Here is a 17,136-nt window from a genome sequence, read left to right as displayed (position 1 = left end):
CCCCATGAGCGCCATCGCGACAACGGCTCCGGCCCATGCCGCCGCGCCTGTGCGGACCCTCCGCGCATGGTGGCAGGCGGCGCCGTTCGCGCTGGTGTTCCTGCTGTTCTTCATCGTTCCGCTGGTGCTGATCGCGATGGTCAGCCTGTGGAACTTCAACGAGTACGAACTCATCCCCGCGCTCTCGCTGCGCAACTACCTGAGCATCTTCGAAGGCTGTTCGCATCTCACGGACAACGGCGATCTCTGCGTCACGCTGTCCACCTATCTCAGCACGCTCAAGTTCTGCGTCATCGTCTGGGCGATCACGCTGCTCGTGGGGTTCGCGGTGGCGTACTTCCTCGCGTTCCACGTGCGCTCGTCCGCGATGCAGACACTGCTCTTCGTGCTGTGCACCGTGCCCTTCTGGACCTCGAACGTGATCCGCATGATCTCGTGGGTGCCGCTCCTGGGCCGCAACGGACTGGTCAACCAGGGGCTGGTGTGGCTCGGCGTGGTCGACTCGCCGATCGAGTGGCTGCTGTTCTCGGACTTCTCGGTGGTGCTGGCCTTCGTGCACCTCTACACGATGTTCATGATCGTGCCGATCTTCAATTCGATGATGCGCATCGACCGCTCGCTGCTCGAAGCGGCGAGCGACGCCGGCGCCACGGGCTGGCAGACGCTGTGGAACGTGATCGTGCCGCTCTCGCGCACCGGCATCCTCATCGGCTCGATCTTCGTCATCACGATCGTGATGGGCGACTTCGTCACCATCGGCGTGATGGGCGGCCAGCAGATCGCCTCGGTCGGCAAGATCATCCAGGTGCAGACCTCGTACCTGCAGTTCCCGCTTGCCGCAGCCAACGCGATGATCCTGCTCGCGGTGGTGCTGATGATCATCTGGTCGCTCACGCGGCTCGTCGACATACGCAAGGAGCTTTGAGGTGAGTCATCGCATCGGTGAGCAGCGCAGCCGCGGATTCTGGCCACTGGCAGTGGTCTTCGTGCTCTTCGTGCTGTTCCTCTACGGCCCGATGATCACGATCTTCGTGCTGAGCTTCCAGGGGCCCGAAGGAGGTCTCACCTTCCCGTTGCGCGGCGTCTCGCTGCACTGGTTCCACAAGCTCGCCGAAGGGCTCGGCACGGTGGACATCGGCGCGGCGTTCCGGCGCTCGATGCTGCTCGGCGCGGTGGTGATGCTGTTGACCGTGGTGCTCTCGGTGCTTGCCGGCCTGGCCTTCCGCAAGAAACTCAAGGGCGGCAATGCGCTCTTCTTCATCACCATCGCGAGCCTGATCATGCCGTCGATCATCGTGTCGCTCGGCATCGGCCTGCAGTTCCGCCTGCTCGACAGCGGCATCAAGAGCGCGCTCACCGCGCTCGACGCCACCAGCACGCTCGAGAACTACGGCACCGCGCTAGGCCTGCTCACTTCGGCGCTCGGCGCGCACCTCACCTGGACGCTGCCATTCGGCCTCTTGATCATGTTCGCGGTGTTCAACCGCTTCAATCCGGCCTACGAGGAAGCGGCGCGCGATCTCGGCGCGACGCCCTGGCAGAGCTTCCTGCACGTGGTGCTGCCGCTGATCGGGCCGTCGGTGGTGGGTATCGGCATGTTCGGCTTCACGCTGAGCTGGGACGAGATCGCGCGCACCTCGCAGGCCATCGGCGACGTCAACACGCTGCCGCTCGAACTCCAGGGCCTGACCTCGACGGTGACCACTCCGGCCATCTATGCGCTCGGCACGGTCACCACGGTGGTCTCCTTCGCGGTGATGGGCATGGCGCTCGGCGCGGCGGCGTTGCTGCGCAGGCGTTCCGCGCGGCGGCGCTGATGCGGCGGCGGCAGGCATGGCGCGGCTGCTCGTCATCAATCCGAACACTTCCGCATCGGTCAGCGATCTGCTGCAACGCCGCGTGAGCGCCGCGGCCGGCGCGGCGCACTACGTGCGCACCTTCACCGCGCGCTTCGGCGCGCCCTACATCGCGAGCGAGGCGAGCTATGCGGTCGCGCAGCACGCCACGCTCGATGCCTGGGCGGCCGCGCATGCCAACGGCGAGCGGCCGGATGCGGTGCTGATCGGCTGCTTCGGCGACCCGGGCCTCTTCGCCCTGCGCGAAGGCGCGGGCGTGGCGGTCGGCGGGCTGGCGGAAGCGTCCTTTCTCGCCGCCTCGCGCCGGGGCCGATTCGCGGTGGTCACCGGTGGCGAGGCCTGGCGCCCGATGCTCGAACGGCTCGCCTGGTCGCTCGGGTTCTCGGCTTCGCTCGCGGGCATCCACACCGTGGCGCCGACGGGCGCGCAGCTCGCCGCCGATCCGGACGGTGCGCGGTCGTTGCTGGCGCAGGCCTGCCGCGACGCCGCCCAGCGCTTCGGCGTGCAGGCGGTGATCCTCGGCGGCGCCGGGCTCGCCGGCATCGCCGCCGAGATCGCCGGCGCGGTGCCGGTAGCGCTGGTCGACAGCGTGGACGCCGGCGCGCAATGGGCCGTGGATGCGGTCCGTTCGCCCGCTTCGCGCACCCGGGCGGCGGGCTTCGGCGTCGCCTGGCAAAGCGTGTCGTGGGAGCTCGAGTCCTTCGGCTGACCCCTCGCCGCCCCCACCGCCAGCGCGGTCGTCCGGACCGTGCCACCATGCCCCGATGACCACCTCGCACCGCCCCCACAACGTCCATGCCGCTGCGCCGGCTTCGCTCATCCGCCCGCGGCCGGTCGAGCAGATCGTCGCGGGTGTCTCGACCAGCGACGGCGACGGCGTCAAGCTCACGCGGGTGCTCCAGCACACGCTGCAGGAGCGGCTCGATCCCTACCTGATGCTCGACGCCTTCGGCAGCGACAACCCGGGCGACTACATCGGCGGCTTCCCGAGCCATCCGCACCGCGGCTTCGAGACCGTGACCTACATGATCTCGGGCCGCATGCGCCACCGCGACAGCCATGGCCACGAGGGGCTGCTGTCGAACGGCGGCGTGCAGTGGATGACGGCCGGCCGCGGCCTAGTGCACAGCGAGCTGCCGGAGCAGGAAGAAGGGCTGATGGAAGGCTTCCAGCTCTGGCTCAACCTGCCGGCCAGGGACAAGATGCGCGAGCCCTGGTATCGCGACATCCAGAGCGAGGAGATTCCTGAACTCGCCACGCCGGCCGGCGTGCACGTCCGCGTGATCGCCGGGGAGAGCCACGGCATCGCCGGCGCGATGAAGCGCGAGCACACCGAGCCGCTGTATCTCGACATCACCCTGCCGCCGGGCGCCGAATTCGCGCAGCCGTTGCCCGACGATCGCAACGCGCTGGTCTACGTGTTCCGCGAATCGGTCTTCATCGGCAACAGCGAGATCCCGACCAAGCGCATGGCGATCATGGCCAACGAGCCGGGCAGCGACGGCGTCTTGCTGCATGCGCCGGGCACCAACCACAGCCCGGCCCGCGCGCTGCTGATCGCCGGCAAGCCGCTGCGCGAGCCGATCGCGCAGTACGGCCCCTTCGTCATGAACACCCGCGAGCAGCTGATGCAGGCGGTGCAGGACTTCCAGCGCGGCAAGTTCGGCTGATCGGGCCGCTGCGCGCCTTCATCTATCTTTACGCGCGCTAACCCCGCCCTCATTTGCCGGACACATGCGGCGGCCACACTTTGCTTCACCTGCTGCCCATCGGCGGCAGGCTTCTTCGAAAGGAAGCACTCTCATGATCACGTCTCGCAAATACCTTCTCTGTGCCGGATTGCTGGCTGCCACTGTGGCCTCGGGCGCCTTCGCGCAGGCACCGGCGGCCTCGCCGGCCGCGCCGGCCGCCCAGGACCAGTCCGCCGCGCAAGCTCCGGCCAAGGGTCCGCGCGGGCGGGAAGACCGCGCCCAGCGCTTCGAGCAGATGAAGCAGCGCCATGCGCAGCATCTCGCGGCGCTGAAGGAAAAGCTCAAGCTCAGCCCGGCGCAGGAAGGCGCCTGGAACGCCTTCGCCGAAGCGCAGCAGATGCCGCCCGCGCCGCCGGAAGGTGCACGCATGAACCGCGACGAGTTCGCCAAGCTGACGACGCCGCAGCGCCTCGACCTGATGCAAAAGCGCCAGGCCGAACGCAGCGCGATGTTCACCAAGCGCGCCGATGCGACCCGCAGCTTCTACGCCGGTCTGACGCCTGAACAGCAGAAGACCTTCGATGCCGAGTCGATGCGCCGCTTCGGCCCAGGCGATCACGAAGGCCACCACCATCCGCACCATGCGGCTGCGCCTGCCAAGAGCTGAACCTCTCACCGGCCCACACGAAGAAGCCCGCGACGCGCAAGCGCCGCGGGCTTTCTTCCTACAGCCTGCCTGAGCGGCCCGTCTTACAACTGATTCCGTGAAGCTCTCGTCTCCCACGGAAGCCGTGACGGCCAAGCCGACTTCGTTGAAGGTGATGACCGTGAACACCCACAAGGGCTTCACGGCGCTGAACCGCAGGTTCATCCTGCCCGAGCTCCGGGAAGCGGTGCGCACCGTAGGCGCCGATGTGGTCTTTTTGCAGGAAGTGCTCGGCACGCACTCGCGGCATTCGCGCAAGATCGACAACTGGCCCGAGGCGCCGCACTACGAATTCCTCGCCGACACGATGTGGCCGCAGTTCGCCTACGGCCGCAACGCGGTGTATCCGAAGGGCCACCATGGCAATGCGGTGCTGTCGAAGTTTCCGATCATCCGCTACCGCAACCACGACGTCTCCGTTCTCGGGCCCGAGAAGCGCGGCCTGCTGCATTGCGTGCTGCGGCTGCCGGCGCGGCCGGTGGACGTGCACGTGATCTGCACGCATCTCGGGCTGGCCGAATTCCACCGCCAGCAGCAGTTGGACCTGCTTTGCCACATCGTGCGCGACGAGGTGCCCGCGGATGCGCCGCTGATCGTCGCGGGTGATTTCAACGACTGGCGCGGCAAGGCGCACGCGGTCCTGGAAGAGGGTGCGTCGCTGCACGAGGTCTTCGTGCAGGCGCACGGCAGCGCGGCCAGGACCTTCCCGGCGCGCTTTCCGTTGCTGCCGCTGGATCGCATCTACGTGCGCAACGCGACGGGGCATGCGCCGGTGGTGCTGCCGCGCAGGCCGTGGGCGCATCTGTCGGACCACGCGCCGCTGGTGGCGGAGATCGAGCTGTGAGCGCATCGAAGGGCCAGCGCTGGGTCGGCGGCAACCGGGTCGAACTGCTCGAGAACGGCGAGCAGTACTACCCGCGCGTGTTCGACGCCATCCGCGGCGCCCGGCGCGAGGTCATCATCGAGACCTTCATCCTGTTCGAGGACAAGGTCGGTCTGGCGCTGCATGCCGTGCTGCGCGAGGCGGCGCTCAGGGGCGTGAAGGTCGACCTGATGATCGACGGCTTCGGCTCGCCGGAGCTCTCGGCCGAGTTCATCGAAGGCCTCGGCTCGGCGGGCGTCCGGGTGCGGGTGTTCGATCCGGGCAGGCAGATCTTCGGGCAGCGCCTCAACTACTTCCGCCGCATGCACCGGAAGATCGTGGTGGTCGACGGCCTGATCGCGTTCGTCGGCGGCATGAATTTCTCGGCCGATCAGCTGCGGGGCTTCGGGCCGATGGCGAAGCAGGACTACGCGGTGGAACTGAGGGGCCCGATCGCCCGCGAGATCCACCATTTCGTGCTGCGCGCGATCGCGCTCGGCGGCAAGGGCGCGAGCTGGTTCCGGCGGCGTCTCAGGGCCGCGGGCCAGGGCGCGACCGCGCCCGAAGGCACGGCCGAGCCCGAGGGCACGGCCGAGGTGCTCTTCGTGACCCGCGACAACCGGCAGCACACCACCGACATCGAGCGGCACTACCGCGCCGCGATCCGCAGCGCCCGCGAGCGCATCGTGATCGCCAACGCCTATTTCTTTCCGGGCTACCGGCTGATCAAGGAAATGCGCCGCGCGGCGCAGCGAGGCGTCGCGGTGCACCTGGTCCTGCAGGGCGTGCCCGACATGCCTTTCGTCAAGGTGGCGGCCAGCATGCTCTACCACCACCTGCTCCATGCGGGCGTCTCAATCCACGAATACACCGACAGGCCGCTGCACGGCAAGGTGGCGCTGGTGGACCACCAATGGAGTACCGTGGGCTCGAGCAACCTCGACCCGCTGAGCCTGTCGCTGAACCTCGAGGCCAACGTGGTGGTGCGCAGCGAGGCGTTCAACCGGGCGCTCTGGGATAAGCTCCACCACCTGATGCAAAACAGTTGCAAGCAGGTGCAGGCGTCGGACCTCACCGAATGGAGCGCCTGGCGCCTGGTGCGCAGCTTCTGCGTCTTCCACCTGCTGCGCTGGTATCCGGCGTGGGCCGGATGGCTGCCGCGCCACGTGCCGCGCCTGAAAGCGCTAGGAAAGCAGGGCCCGCGCGGCGGTTCCACGCGGACGGACGTGGCGTGATGGCCAGCCCGCCGGCAGCCGGCGCGGCGGCGCCTGCGGAATCCACCGGGTCGAGCACCTGGGAGCACACCAAGCGCATCGCCGCGTGGGTCTTCTTCGCGGGGGTGCTGGCGCTGATCTGGCGCCAGGCCCGCAACGTCGACTGGTGGAACGTGCTCGCATCGGTGCGCGCGATTCCCCTGCCGATGGTGCTGGCCGCGGGCGTGCTGGCCTTCTGCAGCCACCTGCTCTACAGCACCTACGACCTGCTCGGCCGGCGCATGACCCATCACACCCTCGCCACGCTGCCGGTGATGGGCGTCACCTTCATCAGCTATGCGTTCAACCTGAACTTCGGTTCGCTGATCGGCGGGGTGGCCTTCCGGTACCGTCTGTACTCGCGGCTCGGGCTCGGCCCCAACACCATCACGCGGGTGCTCGGCTTCAGCATGCTCACCAACTGGTTCGGCTACTTCATGGTGGCCGGCGCGGCCTTCTGCTTCGCGCCGATGACGCTGCCGCCGAACTGGCGGATCGACAGCGGCGGGCTGCGCGTCCTCGGCGCGGGGCTGATGCTGGCCGGTTTCGCGTATCTGGTGCTGTGCGCCGTCGCGCGCGAGCACACCTGGAACATCCGCGGCCATGAGCTGGACACGCCGCCCCTGCCCATCGCGCTGCTCCAGCTCCTGATGTCGTGCGCCAACTGGTCGCTGATCGGTGGGATCCTCTGGTTCCTGCTGCAGCGGCAGGTCGAGTACCCCACCGTGCTCTCGGTGCTTCTCGTCGCCGCGGTGGCCGGCGTCATCACGCACGTGCCGGGCGGGCTCGGGGTCCTGGAGGCCGTGTTCCTCGCCTTGCTGTCGCACCGGCTGCCGGAGGCCCGGCTCCTCGGGGCGATCCTCGCGTACCGTGCGCTCTACTACCTGCTGCCGCTCGCGGTGGCGCTGGTGTTCTACGCGGTGGCGGAGATGCACGCGCGGCGCCTGCAAAAGATGCTGTCGGCGGCTTCGGGCTGAATTCCGCAGCGCAAAGCCAGCGCATGCTTCGGCCTTTTTCGCCTGAATGCCTACAGGGGCGTCGGCGGGTGCGACCTAAGTTGAGGGCATGGCGCTGCATTCCGTCACGCTTGCGAGTCAGACCGATCTGCCGGGATTCCGGCGCGAAGCCCGCGCCCTGCTCGCGGCGCTCGTACCGCCCGAGGAAGCGCACTGGGACGCGCGCGCAAGCCTCGAACTGCACAGCCAGCTCTGCGATGGCCAGGGCGGAGCCGACGAAAAACCGCCGGGCGGCGTCAATCCGGTGCTGCCGCGCTCGTTCCTGTCCCTGTGCAACCTGGTGATCCTGCACCACGACCCCGCGCGCTTCGAGTTGCTCTACCGACTGCTCTGGCGGCTCGTGCACGAACCCGGCCTCTATCGCGACCCGCACGACGAAGACCGGCTTCGCGCGCTGCACATGGCGCGCGCGGTGCGGCGCGACATGCAGAAGATGAAGTCCCAGGTGCGCTTCAGGACCCTGCGCCACACGGCGGACGGCGAGCCGCTGCAGATCGCCTGGTTCGCGCCCGAGCACTACATCGTCGAAGCGGTCGCGCCCTTCTTCATGCGCAGGATGGCGCAGGCGCAGTGGGCCGTGCTCACGCCGGAGTGCTGCGTCCGGGGGCGCGGCGAATCACTCGAATTCGGCGCGGGCCTGCGCTGCGAGCGCCGGTTGGATCGCGATGCGGCCGAGACCCTGTGGCTCGGCTGCTATCACCAGGTCTTCGACGCCGATTGCGCGCCGAGCCCACTCAGAAGCGATAGAGATAGCGAACCCGCACGAAGTTCTCGCCCGGATTCGGCTCCTTGATGTGGCCGTTGGAGAAGTGCTGCAGGCGCACCGAGACCTCGTGCTCGCGTTGCGCTCCGAAGCTCAGGCCGGCGCCGATCTGCTCGGTGAACTGGAAGGCCGTGCTGAACTCGCGGCCATTTTCGGTGCGGTAGAGGTGGTCCATCAACGTGCCGCCGATGCCGGCCTCGACGAACCAGGGCGACCGCCCTTCGCCGAAGCGGTAGCGCCAGTTGGCGATGGCGCCGATCTGGGCGTAGTTGTCCTTGCCGTTGCCGCTGGGCTTCGGTGCGCGCCAGCCGCTCAGGAAGAAGTCCCAGTAGAAGCCCACGTCGCCGCCCCAGATCAGGCGGTTGGTGCCCATCGGCAGGGTCAGGCCGGCCGTCAGCGAATTGGTCGAGCGGCCGCTCTGGGGCGTGTGCCCCGCTTCGACATAAATGCCCATCGCCTTGTTGTCGTCCGGCGCGGCGTGGGCCGCCACCGAAAGCAACGCGCCTCCCGCACACAGGATGGCTTTGGCGCAGGAGGTCATGTTTCTCATTCTTGGGGCCCTGCGTTGAGTTGAATGCGTTGGCAATCGTAAGGGTTTGTACGGCTGCGTGCGCAGACCGCGCCGATGGAACAGGTGGCACGAGAGCCTATTTCATGCTGCGCTGCAGCAAAAATGGCGCGGAAGGCCTATAGTTCGTCCTCGACCCCCCCGCGCCGCGTTTCGAGATCCCGCATGCTTTCCGTTCGCTTCTTCAATCCCCTGATGCTATGGGCCGATGTCGCGGCCACAGCCAACGAAATGTTCCTGTCGTCCGGTTCGGTGATCCGCATGAGGACCGAGCGAATCGCCCGGGCGGGCCTCGCGCCCAGCGATGCGGACCTCGCCGAATTCCAGCTCATGGGGCACGAGAAGCTCGCGGCCGCGAGCGAGGCCGGCGCAGCGATGGTGAACCAGCTGCACACCACCCAGTTCGCGCTTTTCAATCGTGCGGTCAGGCATTGGCTCAGCGGCGGGGTCGCGCTGTTTTCGCTCGCGACCAGCACGTCGCAGGCGCAAGCGGTGACGCATGCCGAAGCTCTCGGCACCTCGGCCGCGCGCACGGCGGCGGCGGTGAGCCAGCTCAGCAGCGCCGGCGCACGCATCGTGCAGCGCGGCCTGAGGCCGATCCATGCGAAGGCGACGGCCAATGAACGCCGCCTCGCGGCACCGGCTGAGCACTGAAGTCAGCTTTCCGGCACGAGGCGCAGCAAGGTGATTTCCGAAGGCGCGCCGATGCGCTTGGGCGGACCCCAGTAGCCGGTGCCGCGGCTCGTGTAGACCCACATCTGCCGCAGCTTGTGCAGGCCGGCGGTGAAGGGCTGCTGCAGCGGCACGAAGAGATTCCACGGAAAGAACTGTCCGCCGTGCGTGTGGCCGGAGATCTGCAGCTGGTAGCCGGCCTCGGCCGCGGCCGGCGCGCTGCGCGGCTGGTGCGCTAGCAGCACGCGCGTGTGCACCATCGGCGGCGCGCCGTCGAGCGCGAGCTGCGGATCGCTCGCGTGCGCGGCATCGAAATGCACCGCCGTGTAGTCGGTGACGCCGGCCACGACGAGCGCGCTTTCGAGCACCTCCTCGTCGGTCTGTGCGCCCTTCACGCTGCGCGTCTGCAGCACGACGTGTTCGTTGAGCAGCACGCGCAGGCCCAGGCGGCGCAGCTCGGCGATCCAGGCGTGCGCGCCGGCGTAGTACTCATGGTTTCCGGTCACCACGAAGGTGCCGTGCCTCGCGCGCAGGCCTTGCAGCGGTTCGACGTGATCGCGAAGCTCCGGCACGGTGCCGTCGACCAGATCCCCCGTGATGGCGACCATGTCGGCGCCCAGGCCATTGACCGCGTCGACGATGCGCTGGATGTAGCCGCGCCGGATCGTCGGCCCCACGTGGATGTCGCTGAGCTGCGCGATCGTGAATCCGTCCAGCGCGGCGGGCAGGCCCTGGATCGGCACGTCCACGCGCACCACATTGGCGGTGCGGCGCGCGTTGAGGAAGCCGATCGCGGTGATCGCCGTCGCGACGAGCGGCACCGCGCCGGCGCTTTTCGACAGCCAGCGCGGCCAGTCGATGCCCCAGCCCGAAAGCAGCGTCACCGCCCAGGTGACCAGCAGGCCCGCATCGCGCACGATCGTGAGCACGAACATGGACGAGAACCAGCCCATGCAGAAGAGCCCGATCCACTTCCATCCGTCGCCGATGCGACGGGCGCCCGGGCGCCTGCTGGCGAACGGCAGCGGCATGGTCGCGGCCGAAACGACCAGCGCCATCACCAGCAGCACCGACCCGCCGGCCAGCGCAGGCAGCAGCCGCAGGCCGATGTAGACATGCAGGAGCGTGGTGAGGAGGATGAGGGGGCGGAGCGGCATCGGGACTGGCAGGACGGAAAAATCCGGACACACCAAATGCGAGCCACAAGCTCCACATTCAAGGTGCGTGCCACCTTGTCCGACGCTATTTCAAGGCAGGTTCCTTGCGCGAACCTGATGATGGTTCTGGCGAGATCCTCGCGGGTTGGCCGGCGGTAGCTCCACCGGGTTTGTGCTCAATCGCCCGTGTTGACGGCAGCCTGGTGTTCGGGCCGCTGCGGAGCGCCCATCGCGGAGGCGAAATCCACGTTCGAGGGCCACATGAACACCGCCTTCGCGCCGACACCGTTGAAGACGACCAGCGGCTGCGTCAGCGTGACGCCGCCCATCGTCGCCTCGATTTCGTACGCACCGGGATCGAGTCGCGCGAGCATGTAGGGCGATCCGGTATCGGCCTGCATCAACTCGCGGCCGGTATAGCGCTCCCGCACCGTGACATGCACCTCGGACGGAAACCGGACGCTGCGGCCGGCACGGCTGATGCCGAACTCCAGCGTGGCCGCCCAGCGCGGCGAAACGGTCTGCATGAAGGCCGCTTCCTCGCCGGTCCTGCCGCCGCACATGTACTCGATGCCCTGCGCCATCCGGATCGGGGGATTGGTCAGTGCCTGCGCGGTGGTGAATGCGCCCAGCATCATCACCGCGGCCCACAGGGGCCGCCAAGACCGGTTGGGGTTCATTTGCTGTCCTCTTGCTCGAATGGCGTCAAATCCGCCGGAGATTTTGCTTAGCAAGAGTCGGGCTAGGAATAGCGTTTACGCGCAGTTCCCGCCCTGTGACAGCGGCGGGCGATCGATGATCGATCGCTTGCGTTCGATCAGACGTCGATGTTCGCTGCCCTGAGCGCGTTCTGCTCGATGAAGTCGCGCCGCGGCTCGACCTCGTCGCCCATCAGCATGGTGAACACGCGGTCGGCTTCGATCGCGTCGTCGATCTGGACGCGCAGCAGGCGCCGCACGTTCGGGTCCATGGTGGTTTCCCACAGCTGCTCGGGGTTCATCTCGCCCAGGCCCTTGTAGCGCTGGCGCGAGGTCGTGTTCTCGGCCTGGCCGATCAGCCAGCGCATGGCTTCGCGGAAGTCGCTGACCTTTTCTTCCTTCGCCTTCTCGCCTTCGCCGCGGCGCACGACGGCGCCCTCGCCCAGCAGGTCGCGGAAGGTCTTGGCCGCTTCGGCGAGCGCGGCGTAGTCGGCGCCGTGCACGAAGTCCTGCGTGAGCACGCTGCTCTTGATGTTGCCGTGATGGCGGCGGCTGATGCGCAAGAGCGGCTTGTCGGTGCGGGCATCGAACTCGCTCGACACATCGGCGGGCGCGCCGGTGGTGTTCAGCTCGCGCAGCTTGTTCTGCAGCGCGACGGCGGAGGCTTCGGCCGCGGGCGTGGTGTCGAGGTCGAGCGCCACGCCGTCGGCAATCGCGCGCAGCGCGGCCGTGTCGAGGAACACGCCGAGCCGCGCGATCACCGCCTCGGCAAGCTGGTGCTTGCGGGCCAGATCGGCCAGCGCATCGCCGGCGAGCGTCGTCGGGTTGCTGCCACCCGTCAGGACGCTCGCATCCTTGAGCGCGACCTTGAGGAGGAAGGTGTCGAGCGCCGGACCGTCCTTGAGGTATTGCTCTTCCTTGCCGACCTTCACCTTGTAGAGCGGCGGCTGGGCGATGTAGATGTGGCCGCGTTCGACCAGCTCCGGCATCTGCCGGTAGAAGAAGGTGAGCAGCAGCGTGCGGATGTGCGCGCCGTCCACGTCCGCGTCGGTCATGATGATGATGCGGTGGTAGCGCAGCTTGGCGACGTTGAAGTCGTCCGCGCCGCCGCCCGATGTCGTCGCGCCCGCGCGGCCGATGCCGGTACCCAGCGCGGTGATCATGGTCAGGATTTCGTTGCTGGTCAGCAGCTTCTCGTAGCGCGCCTTCTCGACGTTCAGGATCTTGCCGCGCAGCGGCAGGATGGCCTGGAACTTCCGGTCGCGGCCCTGCTTGGCCGAGCCGCCTGCGGAGTCGCCCTCCACCAGGTAGATCTCGCACAGCGCGGGGTCCTTTTCCTGGCAGTCGGCCAGCTTGCCGGGCAGGCCCATGCCGTCGAGCACGCCCTTGCGGCGCGTCATCTCACGCGCCTTGCGCGCAGCCTCGCGGGCGCGTGCCGCCTCGACGATCTTGCCGCAGATGATCTTCGCGTCGTTGGGACGCTCCTGCAGGTAGTCGGTGAGCAGGCGGCCGACGATGTCCTCGACCGGCGCGCGCACTTCGCTCGACACCAGCTTGTCCTTGGTCTGGCTCGAGAACTTGGGCTCGGGCACCTTGACGCTCAGCACGCAGCACAGGCCCTCGCGCATATCGTCGCCGGTGACTTCGACCTTGGCCTTCTTGGCCAGCTCGTTCTCTTCGATGTACTTGTTGATGACCCGCGTCATCGCCGCGCGCAGGCCGGTCAGGTGGGTGCCGCCATCACGCTGCGGGATGTTGTTGGTGAAGCAGAGAACCTGCTCGTTGTAGCCGCTGTTCCACTGCATCGCGACTTCGACGCCGATGTGCGTGCCCGGAATGCCGCCGTAGGTCTCGGCCGGCTTCTCGCCGGCGGCGTAGAACACGTTGGGGTGCAGGACCGTCTTGCCCTTGTTGATGAACTCGACGAAGCCGCGCACGCCGCCGGCGCCCGAGAAGTCGTCCTGCTTGCCGGTGCGCTCGTCGACCAGGCGGATGCGCACGCCGTTGTTCAGGAAGCTCAGCTCGCGCAGGCGCTTGCTCAGGATCTCGTAGTGGAAGTCCGAGTTCTCCTTGAAGATCTCGGTGTCCGGCAGGAAATGCACCTCGGTGCCGCGCTTCTCGGTTTCGCCGGTGATCTTCATCGGCGAGACCTCGACGCCGTTCACCGTCTCGACGATGCGGTTCTGCACGAAGCCCTTGCTGAATTCGAGCGTGTGGACCTTGCCCTCGCGGCGCACCGTGAGGCGCAGCATCTTGGACAGCGCATTCACGCAGCTCACGCCCACGCCGTGCAGGCCGCCGGAGACCTTGTAGCTGTTCTGGTTGAACTTGCCGCCGGCGTGCAGCTCGGTCAGCGCGATCTCGGACGCCGAGCGCTTCGGCTCGTGCTTGTCGTCCATCTTGATGCCGGTCGGGATGCCGCGGCCGTTGTCGGTCACCGAGACCGAGTTGTCGGTGTGGATCGTGACGACGATGTCGTCGCAATAGCCTGCGAGCGCCTCATCGATCGAGTTGTCGACCACCTCGAACACGAGGTGGTGCAGGCCGGTGCCGTCCGAGGTGTCGCCGATGTACATGCCCGGGCGCTTGCGCACCGCTTCGAGGCCTTCGAGGATCGTGATGGAGCCCTCACCGTAGGAGCTGTCGGGCGGCGTGACCTCGATCGGAATCGCGTTGTCGATCTCAGGCGTGTAGACCGGCTCCGTATGCGGCGCGTCCTGCTTGTTTTCTTCGCTCATCAGAATCTTTCTCTCTCGGCACCGGGCTGGGCGCCTTCTGTTCGGGAAACACCGCGGAACCGGCCAGGCCGGGCCGCAGGTGTTGCCCCCTGCAAGGGGGGAGGCGCGCGCGACACGAAGTGCGCGAAGCCTGGGGTGTGCTAGATCCTCATCGGCATCACGACGTACTTGAACGAAGCGTTCTCCGGAATCGTGATCAGCACCGAGCTGTTCGAATCCTGCAGGTCCAGCTTCACCATGTCCTGGCTCATGTTCGACAGCGCGTCGATGAGATAGGTGACGTTGAAGCCGATCTCGATCGTGTCGCCGCCGTAGTCGATGTCGAGCTCGTCCTGTGCCTCTTCCTGCTCGGCATTGTTCGAGGCGATCCGAAGGGTGCCCGGCTCGATGTTGAGCCGCACGCCCTTGAACTTCTCGCTCGTCAGGATCGCGGTGCGCTGCAGGCTGGCCAGGAGCGGCGCGCGGCCCAGCGTCACGCTGTTCTTGTGATTCTTTGGGATCACGCGGTTGTAGTCGGGGAACTTGCCCTCGACCAGCTTGGTGACGAACTCCATGCCGCCGAAGGCGAACTTGGCCTGGTTGTTCGCGAACTGCATCTCGATCGCGCCTTCGGCATCGGACAGCAGGCGCTGCATTTCGAGCACCGTCTTGCGCGGCAGGATCACTTCCTGGCGCGGCACCTCGACGTCGAGCGTGGCGGAAGCGAATGCGAGGCGGTGGCCGTCGGTCGCGACGAGGCTCAACTGCTTGCCCTCGGCAACGAACAGGATGCCGTTGAGGTAGTAGCGGATGTCATGCACCGCCATGGCGAACGACACCTGGCCCAGGAGATCCTTGAGGGTCTTCTGCGGCACGCTGAACACCGGACCGAAATTGGCGGATTCCTGCACCAGCGGGAAATCCTCCGCCGGCAGCGACTGCAGGGTGAAGCGGCTCTTGCCGCCCTTGAGCACGAGCTTGCTGGCGTTCGATTCGAGGCTCACCGTCTGGTCGGACGGCATGGTGCGCAGGATGTCGATCAACTTGCGTGCGCCCACGGTCGTCGTGAAGTTGCCATCGTCCCCGCCGAGCTCCGCCTGCGTGCGGATCTGGATTTCCAGATCGCTGGTCGTGAGCTGCAGCTGGCCGCCCGTCTTGCGGATCAGCACGTTGGCGAGGATCGGCAGCGTGTGGCGCCGCTCCACGATGCCGGACACCGATTGCAGCGCCGCCAGGACTTTGTCTTGAGTTGCCTTCAAAACGATCATGTCTTACCTCTTCCTTTATTTCTTTAATTCAGATTGGTAGTAGTAGATAAGGGACGCACCGCACTGTGGACAGTGCGATTTTCCGCTTCCGCGACAAGGACTTGGCGCCCCGCAACAGGTGTGCGCAGCCGCGCTTCGATGCTGTCTTCGCGAGGCGAACAACATTCGTTCGCGCGCCGGCTCTGTGGACAACCCGTCATTTGTGCCGAGACTTTCCCCAGAGTTGTGCTTTGACAGCGTGGATGGATTGTGCGCGGGCGTCCATCGATCATCCCTTGAGCGTCTGCTCGAGCACGTGCAGTTGCTGGTTCAGCTCCGTGAGCTGCTGGCGCTCGCCGGAAATCTTGCGCACCGCGTGCAGCACCGTGGTGTGATCGCGGCCGCCGAAGAGTTCGCCGATCTCCGGCAGGCTCTTCTGCGTCAGTTCCTTGGCGAGGTACATCGCGATCTGGCGCGGCCTCGCGATCGAGGCCGGCCGCTTCTTCGAATACATGTCGGCGACCTTGATCTTGTAGTAGTCGGCCACCGTCTTCTGGATGTTTTCCACCGAGATCTGGCGGTTCTGGATCGACAGCAGGTCGCGCAGCGCCTCGCGCGCGAGCGCGATCGAGATTTCCTTCTGGTTGAAGCGCGAGTACGCGAGGATCTTGCGCAGCGCGCCTTCGAGCTCGCGGACGTTCGAACGCACGTTCTTAGCGACGAAGAACGCCACCTCTTCCGGCATCTCGGCGCTTTCGGCGCGCGCCTTGTTGATCAGAATGGCCACGCGCATCTCGAGCTCTGGGGGCTCGATCGCCACCGTCAGGCCCGAATCGAAGCGCGACACGAGCCGCTCGTGGATGTCCGACAGGCCCTTCGGATAGGTGTCGCTCGTCATCACGATGTGCGACTTCTTCGCCAGCAAGGCCTCGAAGGCGTTGAAGAACTCTTCCTGCGTGCGGTCCTTGTTGGCGAAGAACTGCACGTCGTCGATCAGCAGCAGATCGAGCGAGTGGTAGCGCTCCTTGAACTCGTCGAAGGTCTTGCGCTGGTACGCTTTGACCACATCCGATACAAATTGCTCGGCGTGGATGTAGAGAACTTTGGCGTCCGGCCGATCCGCCAAGAGCCGGTTGCCCACAGCGTGCATCAAGTGCGTCTTGCCGAGACCGACGCCGCCATAGATGAACAGCGGGTTGTAGAGGTGGCCCGGCGTGCTCGCCACGTGCATGGCTGCGGCGCGCGCCATCCGGTTTGCGGTACCTTCGACGAGGTTCTCGAAAGTCAGCCCGGAGTTGAGGCGGTTCTTGAAAGCCGAATTCGCCGGATCCTCGCCGGGGCTCGGCAGGTCGCGCGGCACGTCGACGTCCGATACGACGGCCAAGGATGCAGGCCGGGCAACGATTTCCCGAGGAGCAAGCGCTAACTCGATGACGATGGGCTGGCCGTAGATCTTCTCGGCCATCGAAGCGATCTTGCCCGCGTACTGGGCCCGGATCCAGTCGAGCTTGAAGCGGTTCGCGACGAAAACGGTGACCCGCGAAAAATCGTCCGCGACCTTGGCCGTCAGCGGCTTGATCCAGGTGTTGAATTGCTGTTCGGACAGCTCCTGCGCGAGCTGGTCGACGCAGGCCTGCCAGAGGCTGTCACCGACGCCGTCACTCGACATGGGTGCTCTGAAAAGTGGTTTGTCCCTCAGCCATCTTTCGTGTTCGTGTTGTGGATAGTCGCACCCGCGATGCGCCTTCGATTCTAACTTGTCAAAAACTTATCCACATCGTTCCAGCGGGGATGGAAAGGCGAAGAAACGTCGATCGGGATTGTCGGCTACTCGAATGTTTGCGATAATCGCGGGTTTCCCTGAAATCCTCTTTGTGTGTTTCGGGGTATCTCGGGGGCCGAATCTTTCGGGAGCTTTCGGAAGCTTTCG

Annotated in this window: 15 protein-coding genes and 1 pseudogene; 10 read left to right on the top strand and 6 right to left on the bottom strand. The window is 66.5% G+C overall.

The features are described from left to right. Positions 1 to 4 precede the first annotated feature (4 nt). The 9 genes from VAR608DRAFT_RS00080 to VAR608DRAFT_RS00040 all read left to right on the top strand — a co-directional run bounded on the left by VAR608DRAFT_RS00080 (position 5) and on the right by VAR608DRAFT_RS00040 (position 8,177). On the top strand, positions 5 to 925 hold the full coding sequence (locus VAR608DRAFT_RS00080; protein WP_088952203.1) for an ABC transporter permease: 921 nt from the start codon (positions 5 to 7) through the stop codon (positions 923 to 925). 1 nt (position 926) lies between these two features. After that, positions 927 to 1,817: an ABC transporter permease gene (locus tag VAR608DRAFT_RS00075; protein WP_088952202.1), complete on the top strand. Its 891-nt coding sequence runs from the start codon at positions 927 to 929 to the stop codon at positions 1,815 to 1,817. Positions 1,818 to 1,833: 16 nt separating this feature from the next. Further along, positions 1,834 to 2,565 carry an aspartate/glutamate racemase family protein gene (locus VAR608DRAFT_RS00070; protein ID WP_088952201.1) on the top strand — a complete coding sequence of 244 codons (732 nt, stop codon included), beginning with the start codon at positions 1,834 to 1,836 and terminating at the stop codon, positions 2,563 to 2,565. A gap of 55 nt (positions 2,566 to 2,620) precedes the next feature. Next, positions 2,621 to 3,526, top strand: coding sequence for a pirin family protein (locus VAR608DRAFT_RS00065; RefSeq protein ID WP_088952200.1), 906 nt, complete (start codon positions 2,621 to 2,623; stop codon positions 3,524 to 3,526). Between the two features lie 133 nt (positions 3,527 to 3,659). Continuing rightward, entirely contained in the window at positions 3,660 to 4,214 is a 555-nt protein-coding gene (locus VAR608DRAFT_RS00060; RefSeq protein WP_088952199.1) for a Spy/CpxP family protein refolding chaperone, read from the top strand. Positions 4,215 to 4,368: 154 nt separating this feature from the next. Next, positions 4,369 to 5,097: an endonuclease/exonuclease/phosphatase family protein gene (locus VAR608DRAFT_RS00055; RefSeq protein WP_088958523.1), complete on the top strand. Its 729-nt coding sequence runs from the start codon at positions 4,369 to 4,371 to the stop codon at positions 5,095 to 5,097. Then, positions 5,094 to 6,350, top strand: a complete 1,257-nt coding sequence (gene clsB / locus VAR608DRAFT_RS00050; RefSeq protein ID WP_088952198.1) for a cardiolipin synthase ClsB — start codon at positions 5,094 to 5,096, stop codon at positions 6,348 to 6,350. The genes VAR608DRAFT_RS00055 and clsB overlap by 4 nt, the downstream gene beginning before the upstream one ends. Next, complete coding sequence (locus VAR608DRAFT_RS00045) at positions 6,350 to 7,345, top strand: lysylphosphatidylglycerol synthase domain-containing protein (RefSeq protein WP_088952197.1); 996 nt, start codon at positions 6,350 to 6,352, stop codon at positions 7,343 to 7,345. The genes clsB and VAR608DRAFT_RS00045 overlap by 1 nt, the downstream gene beginning before the upstream one ends. An 88-nt stretch (positions 7,346 to 7,433) precedes the next feature. After that, a complete protein-coding gene (locus VAR608DRAFT_RS00040) occupies positions 7,434 to 8,177 on the top strand; it encodes a DUF4130 domain-containing protein (RefSeq protein WP_088952196.1) in 744 nt (247 codons plus the stop codon). Here VAR608DRAFT_RS00040 and VAR608DRAFT_RS00035 read toward each other — a convergent pair. After that, positions 8,119 to 8,688 carry an acyloxyacyl hydrolase gene (locus VAR608DRAFT_RS00035; RefSeq protein ID WP_088952195.1) on the bottom strand — a complete coding sequence of 190 codons (570 nt, stop codon included), beginning with the start codon at positions 8,686 to 8,688 and terminating at the stop codon, positions 8,119 to 8,121. The genes VAR608DRAFT_RS00040 and VAR608DRAFT_RS00035 overlap by 59 nt on opposite strands. Positions 8,689 to 8,880: 192 nt before the next feature. Here VAR608DRAFT_RS00035 and VAR608DRAFT_RS00030 point away from each other — a divergent pair, with 192 nt between their 5' ends. After that, positions 8,881 to 9,369: a polyhydroxyalkanoate granule-associated phasin gene (locus VAR608DRAFT_RS00030; protein WP_088952194.1), complete on the top strand. Its 489-nt coding sequence runs from the start codon at positions 8,881 to 8,883 to the stop codon at positions 9,367 to 9,369. A 2-nt stretch (positions 9,370 to 9,371) separates the two neighbouring features. Here VAR608DRAFT_RS00030 and VAR608DRAFT_RS00025 read toward each other — a convergent pair whose 3' ends face one another. The 5 genes and pseudogenes from VAR608DRAFT_RS00025 to dnaA form a co-directional block, all read right to left on the bottom strand. Further along, the gene (locus VAR608DRAFT_RS00025) at positions 9,372 to 10,544 is read right to left on the bottom strand and encodes a metallophosphoesterase (RefSeq protein ID WP_088952193.1); all 1,173 of its coding nucleotides are present in this window, start codon (positions 10,542 to 10,544) and stop codon (positions 9,372 to 9,374) included. A 176-nt stretch (positions 10,545 to 10,720) separates the two neighbouring features. Beyond that, the gene (locus tag VAR608DRAFT_RS00020) at positions 10,721 to 11,224 is read right to left on the bottom strand and encodes a hypothetical protein (protein ID WP_088952192.1); all 504 of its coding nucleotides are present in this window, start codon (positions 11,222 to 11,224) and stop codon (positions 10,721 to 10,723) included. Between the two features lie 137 nt (positions 11,225 to 11,361). Further along, positions 11,362 to 13,878, bottom strand: a pseudogene (gene gyrB / locus VAR608DRAFT_RS00015) (DNA topoisomerase (ATP-hydrolyzing) subunit B); the annotation flags it as partial. A 242-nt stretch (positions 13,879 to 14,120) separates the two neighbouring features. After that, on the bottom strand, positions 14,121 to 15,227 hold the full coding sequence (gene dnaN, locus VAR608DRAFT_RS00010) for a DNA polymerase III subunit beta (protein WP_088952190.1): 1,107 nt from the start codon (positions 15,225 to 15,227) through the stop codon (positions 14,121 to 14,123). Between the two features lie 268 nt (positions 15,228 to 15,495). After that, positions 15,496 to 16,875, bottom strand: coding sequence for a chromosomal replication initiator protein DnaA (gene dnaA, locus VAR608DRAFT_RS00005; protein WP_088952189.1), 1,380 nt, complete (start codon positions 16,873 to 16,875; stop codon positions 15,496 to 15,498). Between the last annotated feature and the right edge of the window lie 261 nt (positions 16,876 to 17,136).

The sequence above is a fragment of the Variovorax sp. HW608 genome (assembly GCF_900090195.1).
GTDB lineage: Bacteria > Pseudomonadota > Gammaproteobacteria > Burkholderiales > Burkholderiaceae_C > Variovorax.
This window is presented reverse-complemented; position numbering and strand designations above follow the sequence as displayed.

Bases quoted from the DNA above. Each gene is read 5' to 3' on its own strand.
- VAR608DRAFT_RS00040 (WP_088952196.1), top strand. From the start codon at position 7,434: ATGGCGCTGCATTCCGTCACGCTTGCGAGTCAGACCGATCTGCCGGGA.
- VAR608DRAFT_RS00020 (WP_088952192.1), bottom strand. From the start codon at position 11,224: ATGAACCCCAACCGGTCTTGGCGGCCCCTGTGGGCCGCGGTGATGATG.
- VAR608DRAFT_RS00070 (WP_088952201.1), top strand. From the start codon at position 1,834: ATGGCGCGGCTGCTCGTCATCAATCCGAACACTTCCGCATCGGTCAGC.
- VAR608DRAFT_RS00080 (WP_088952203.1), top strand. From the start codon at position 5: ATGAGCGCCATCGCGACAACGGCTCCGGCCCATGCCGCCGCGCCTGTG.
- VAR608DRAFT_RS00025 (WP_088952193.1), bottom strand. From the start codon at position 10,544: ATGCCGCTCCGCCCCCTCATCCTCCTCACCACGCTCCTGCATGTCTAC.
- VAR608DRAFT_RS00065 (WP_088952200.1), top strand. From the start codon at position 2,621: ATGACCACCTCGCACCGCCCCCACAACGTCCATGCCGCTGCGCCGGCT.
- VAR608DRAFT_RS00060 (WP_088952199.1), top strand. From the start codon at position 3,660: ATGATCACGTCTCGCAAATACCTTCTCTGTGCCGGATTGCTGGCTGCC.
- dnaN (WP_088952190.1), bottom strand. From the start codon at position 15,227: ATGATCGTTTTGAAGGCAACTCAAGACAAAGTCCTGGCGGCGCTGCAA.
- VAR608DRAFT_RS00045 (WP_088952197.1), top strand. From the start codon at position 6,350: ATGGCCAGCCCGCCGGCAGCCGGCGCGGCGGCGCCTGCGGAATCCACC.
- dnaA (WP_088952189.1), bottom strand. From the start codon at position 16,875: ATGTCGAGTGACGGCGTCGGTGACAGCCTCTGGCAGGCCTGCGTCGAC.
- VAR608DRAFT_RS00055 (WP_088958523.1), top strand. From the start codon at position 4,369: ATGACCGTGAACACCCACAAGGGCTTCACGGCGCTGAACCGCAGGTTC.
- VAR608DRAFT_RS00030 (WP_088952194.1), top strand. From the start codon at position 8,881: ATGCTTTCCGTTCGCTTCTTCAATCCCCTGATGCTATGGGCCGATGTC.
- VAR608DRAFT_RS00035 (WP_088952195.1), bottom strand. From the start codon at position 8,688: ATGACCTCCTGCGCCAAAGCCATCCTGTGTGCGGGAGGCGCGTTGCTT.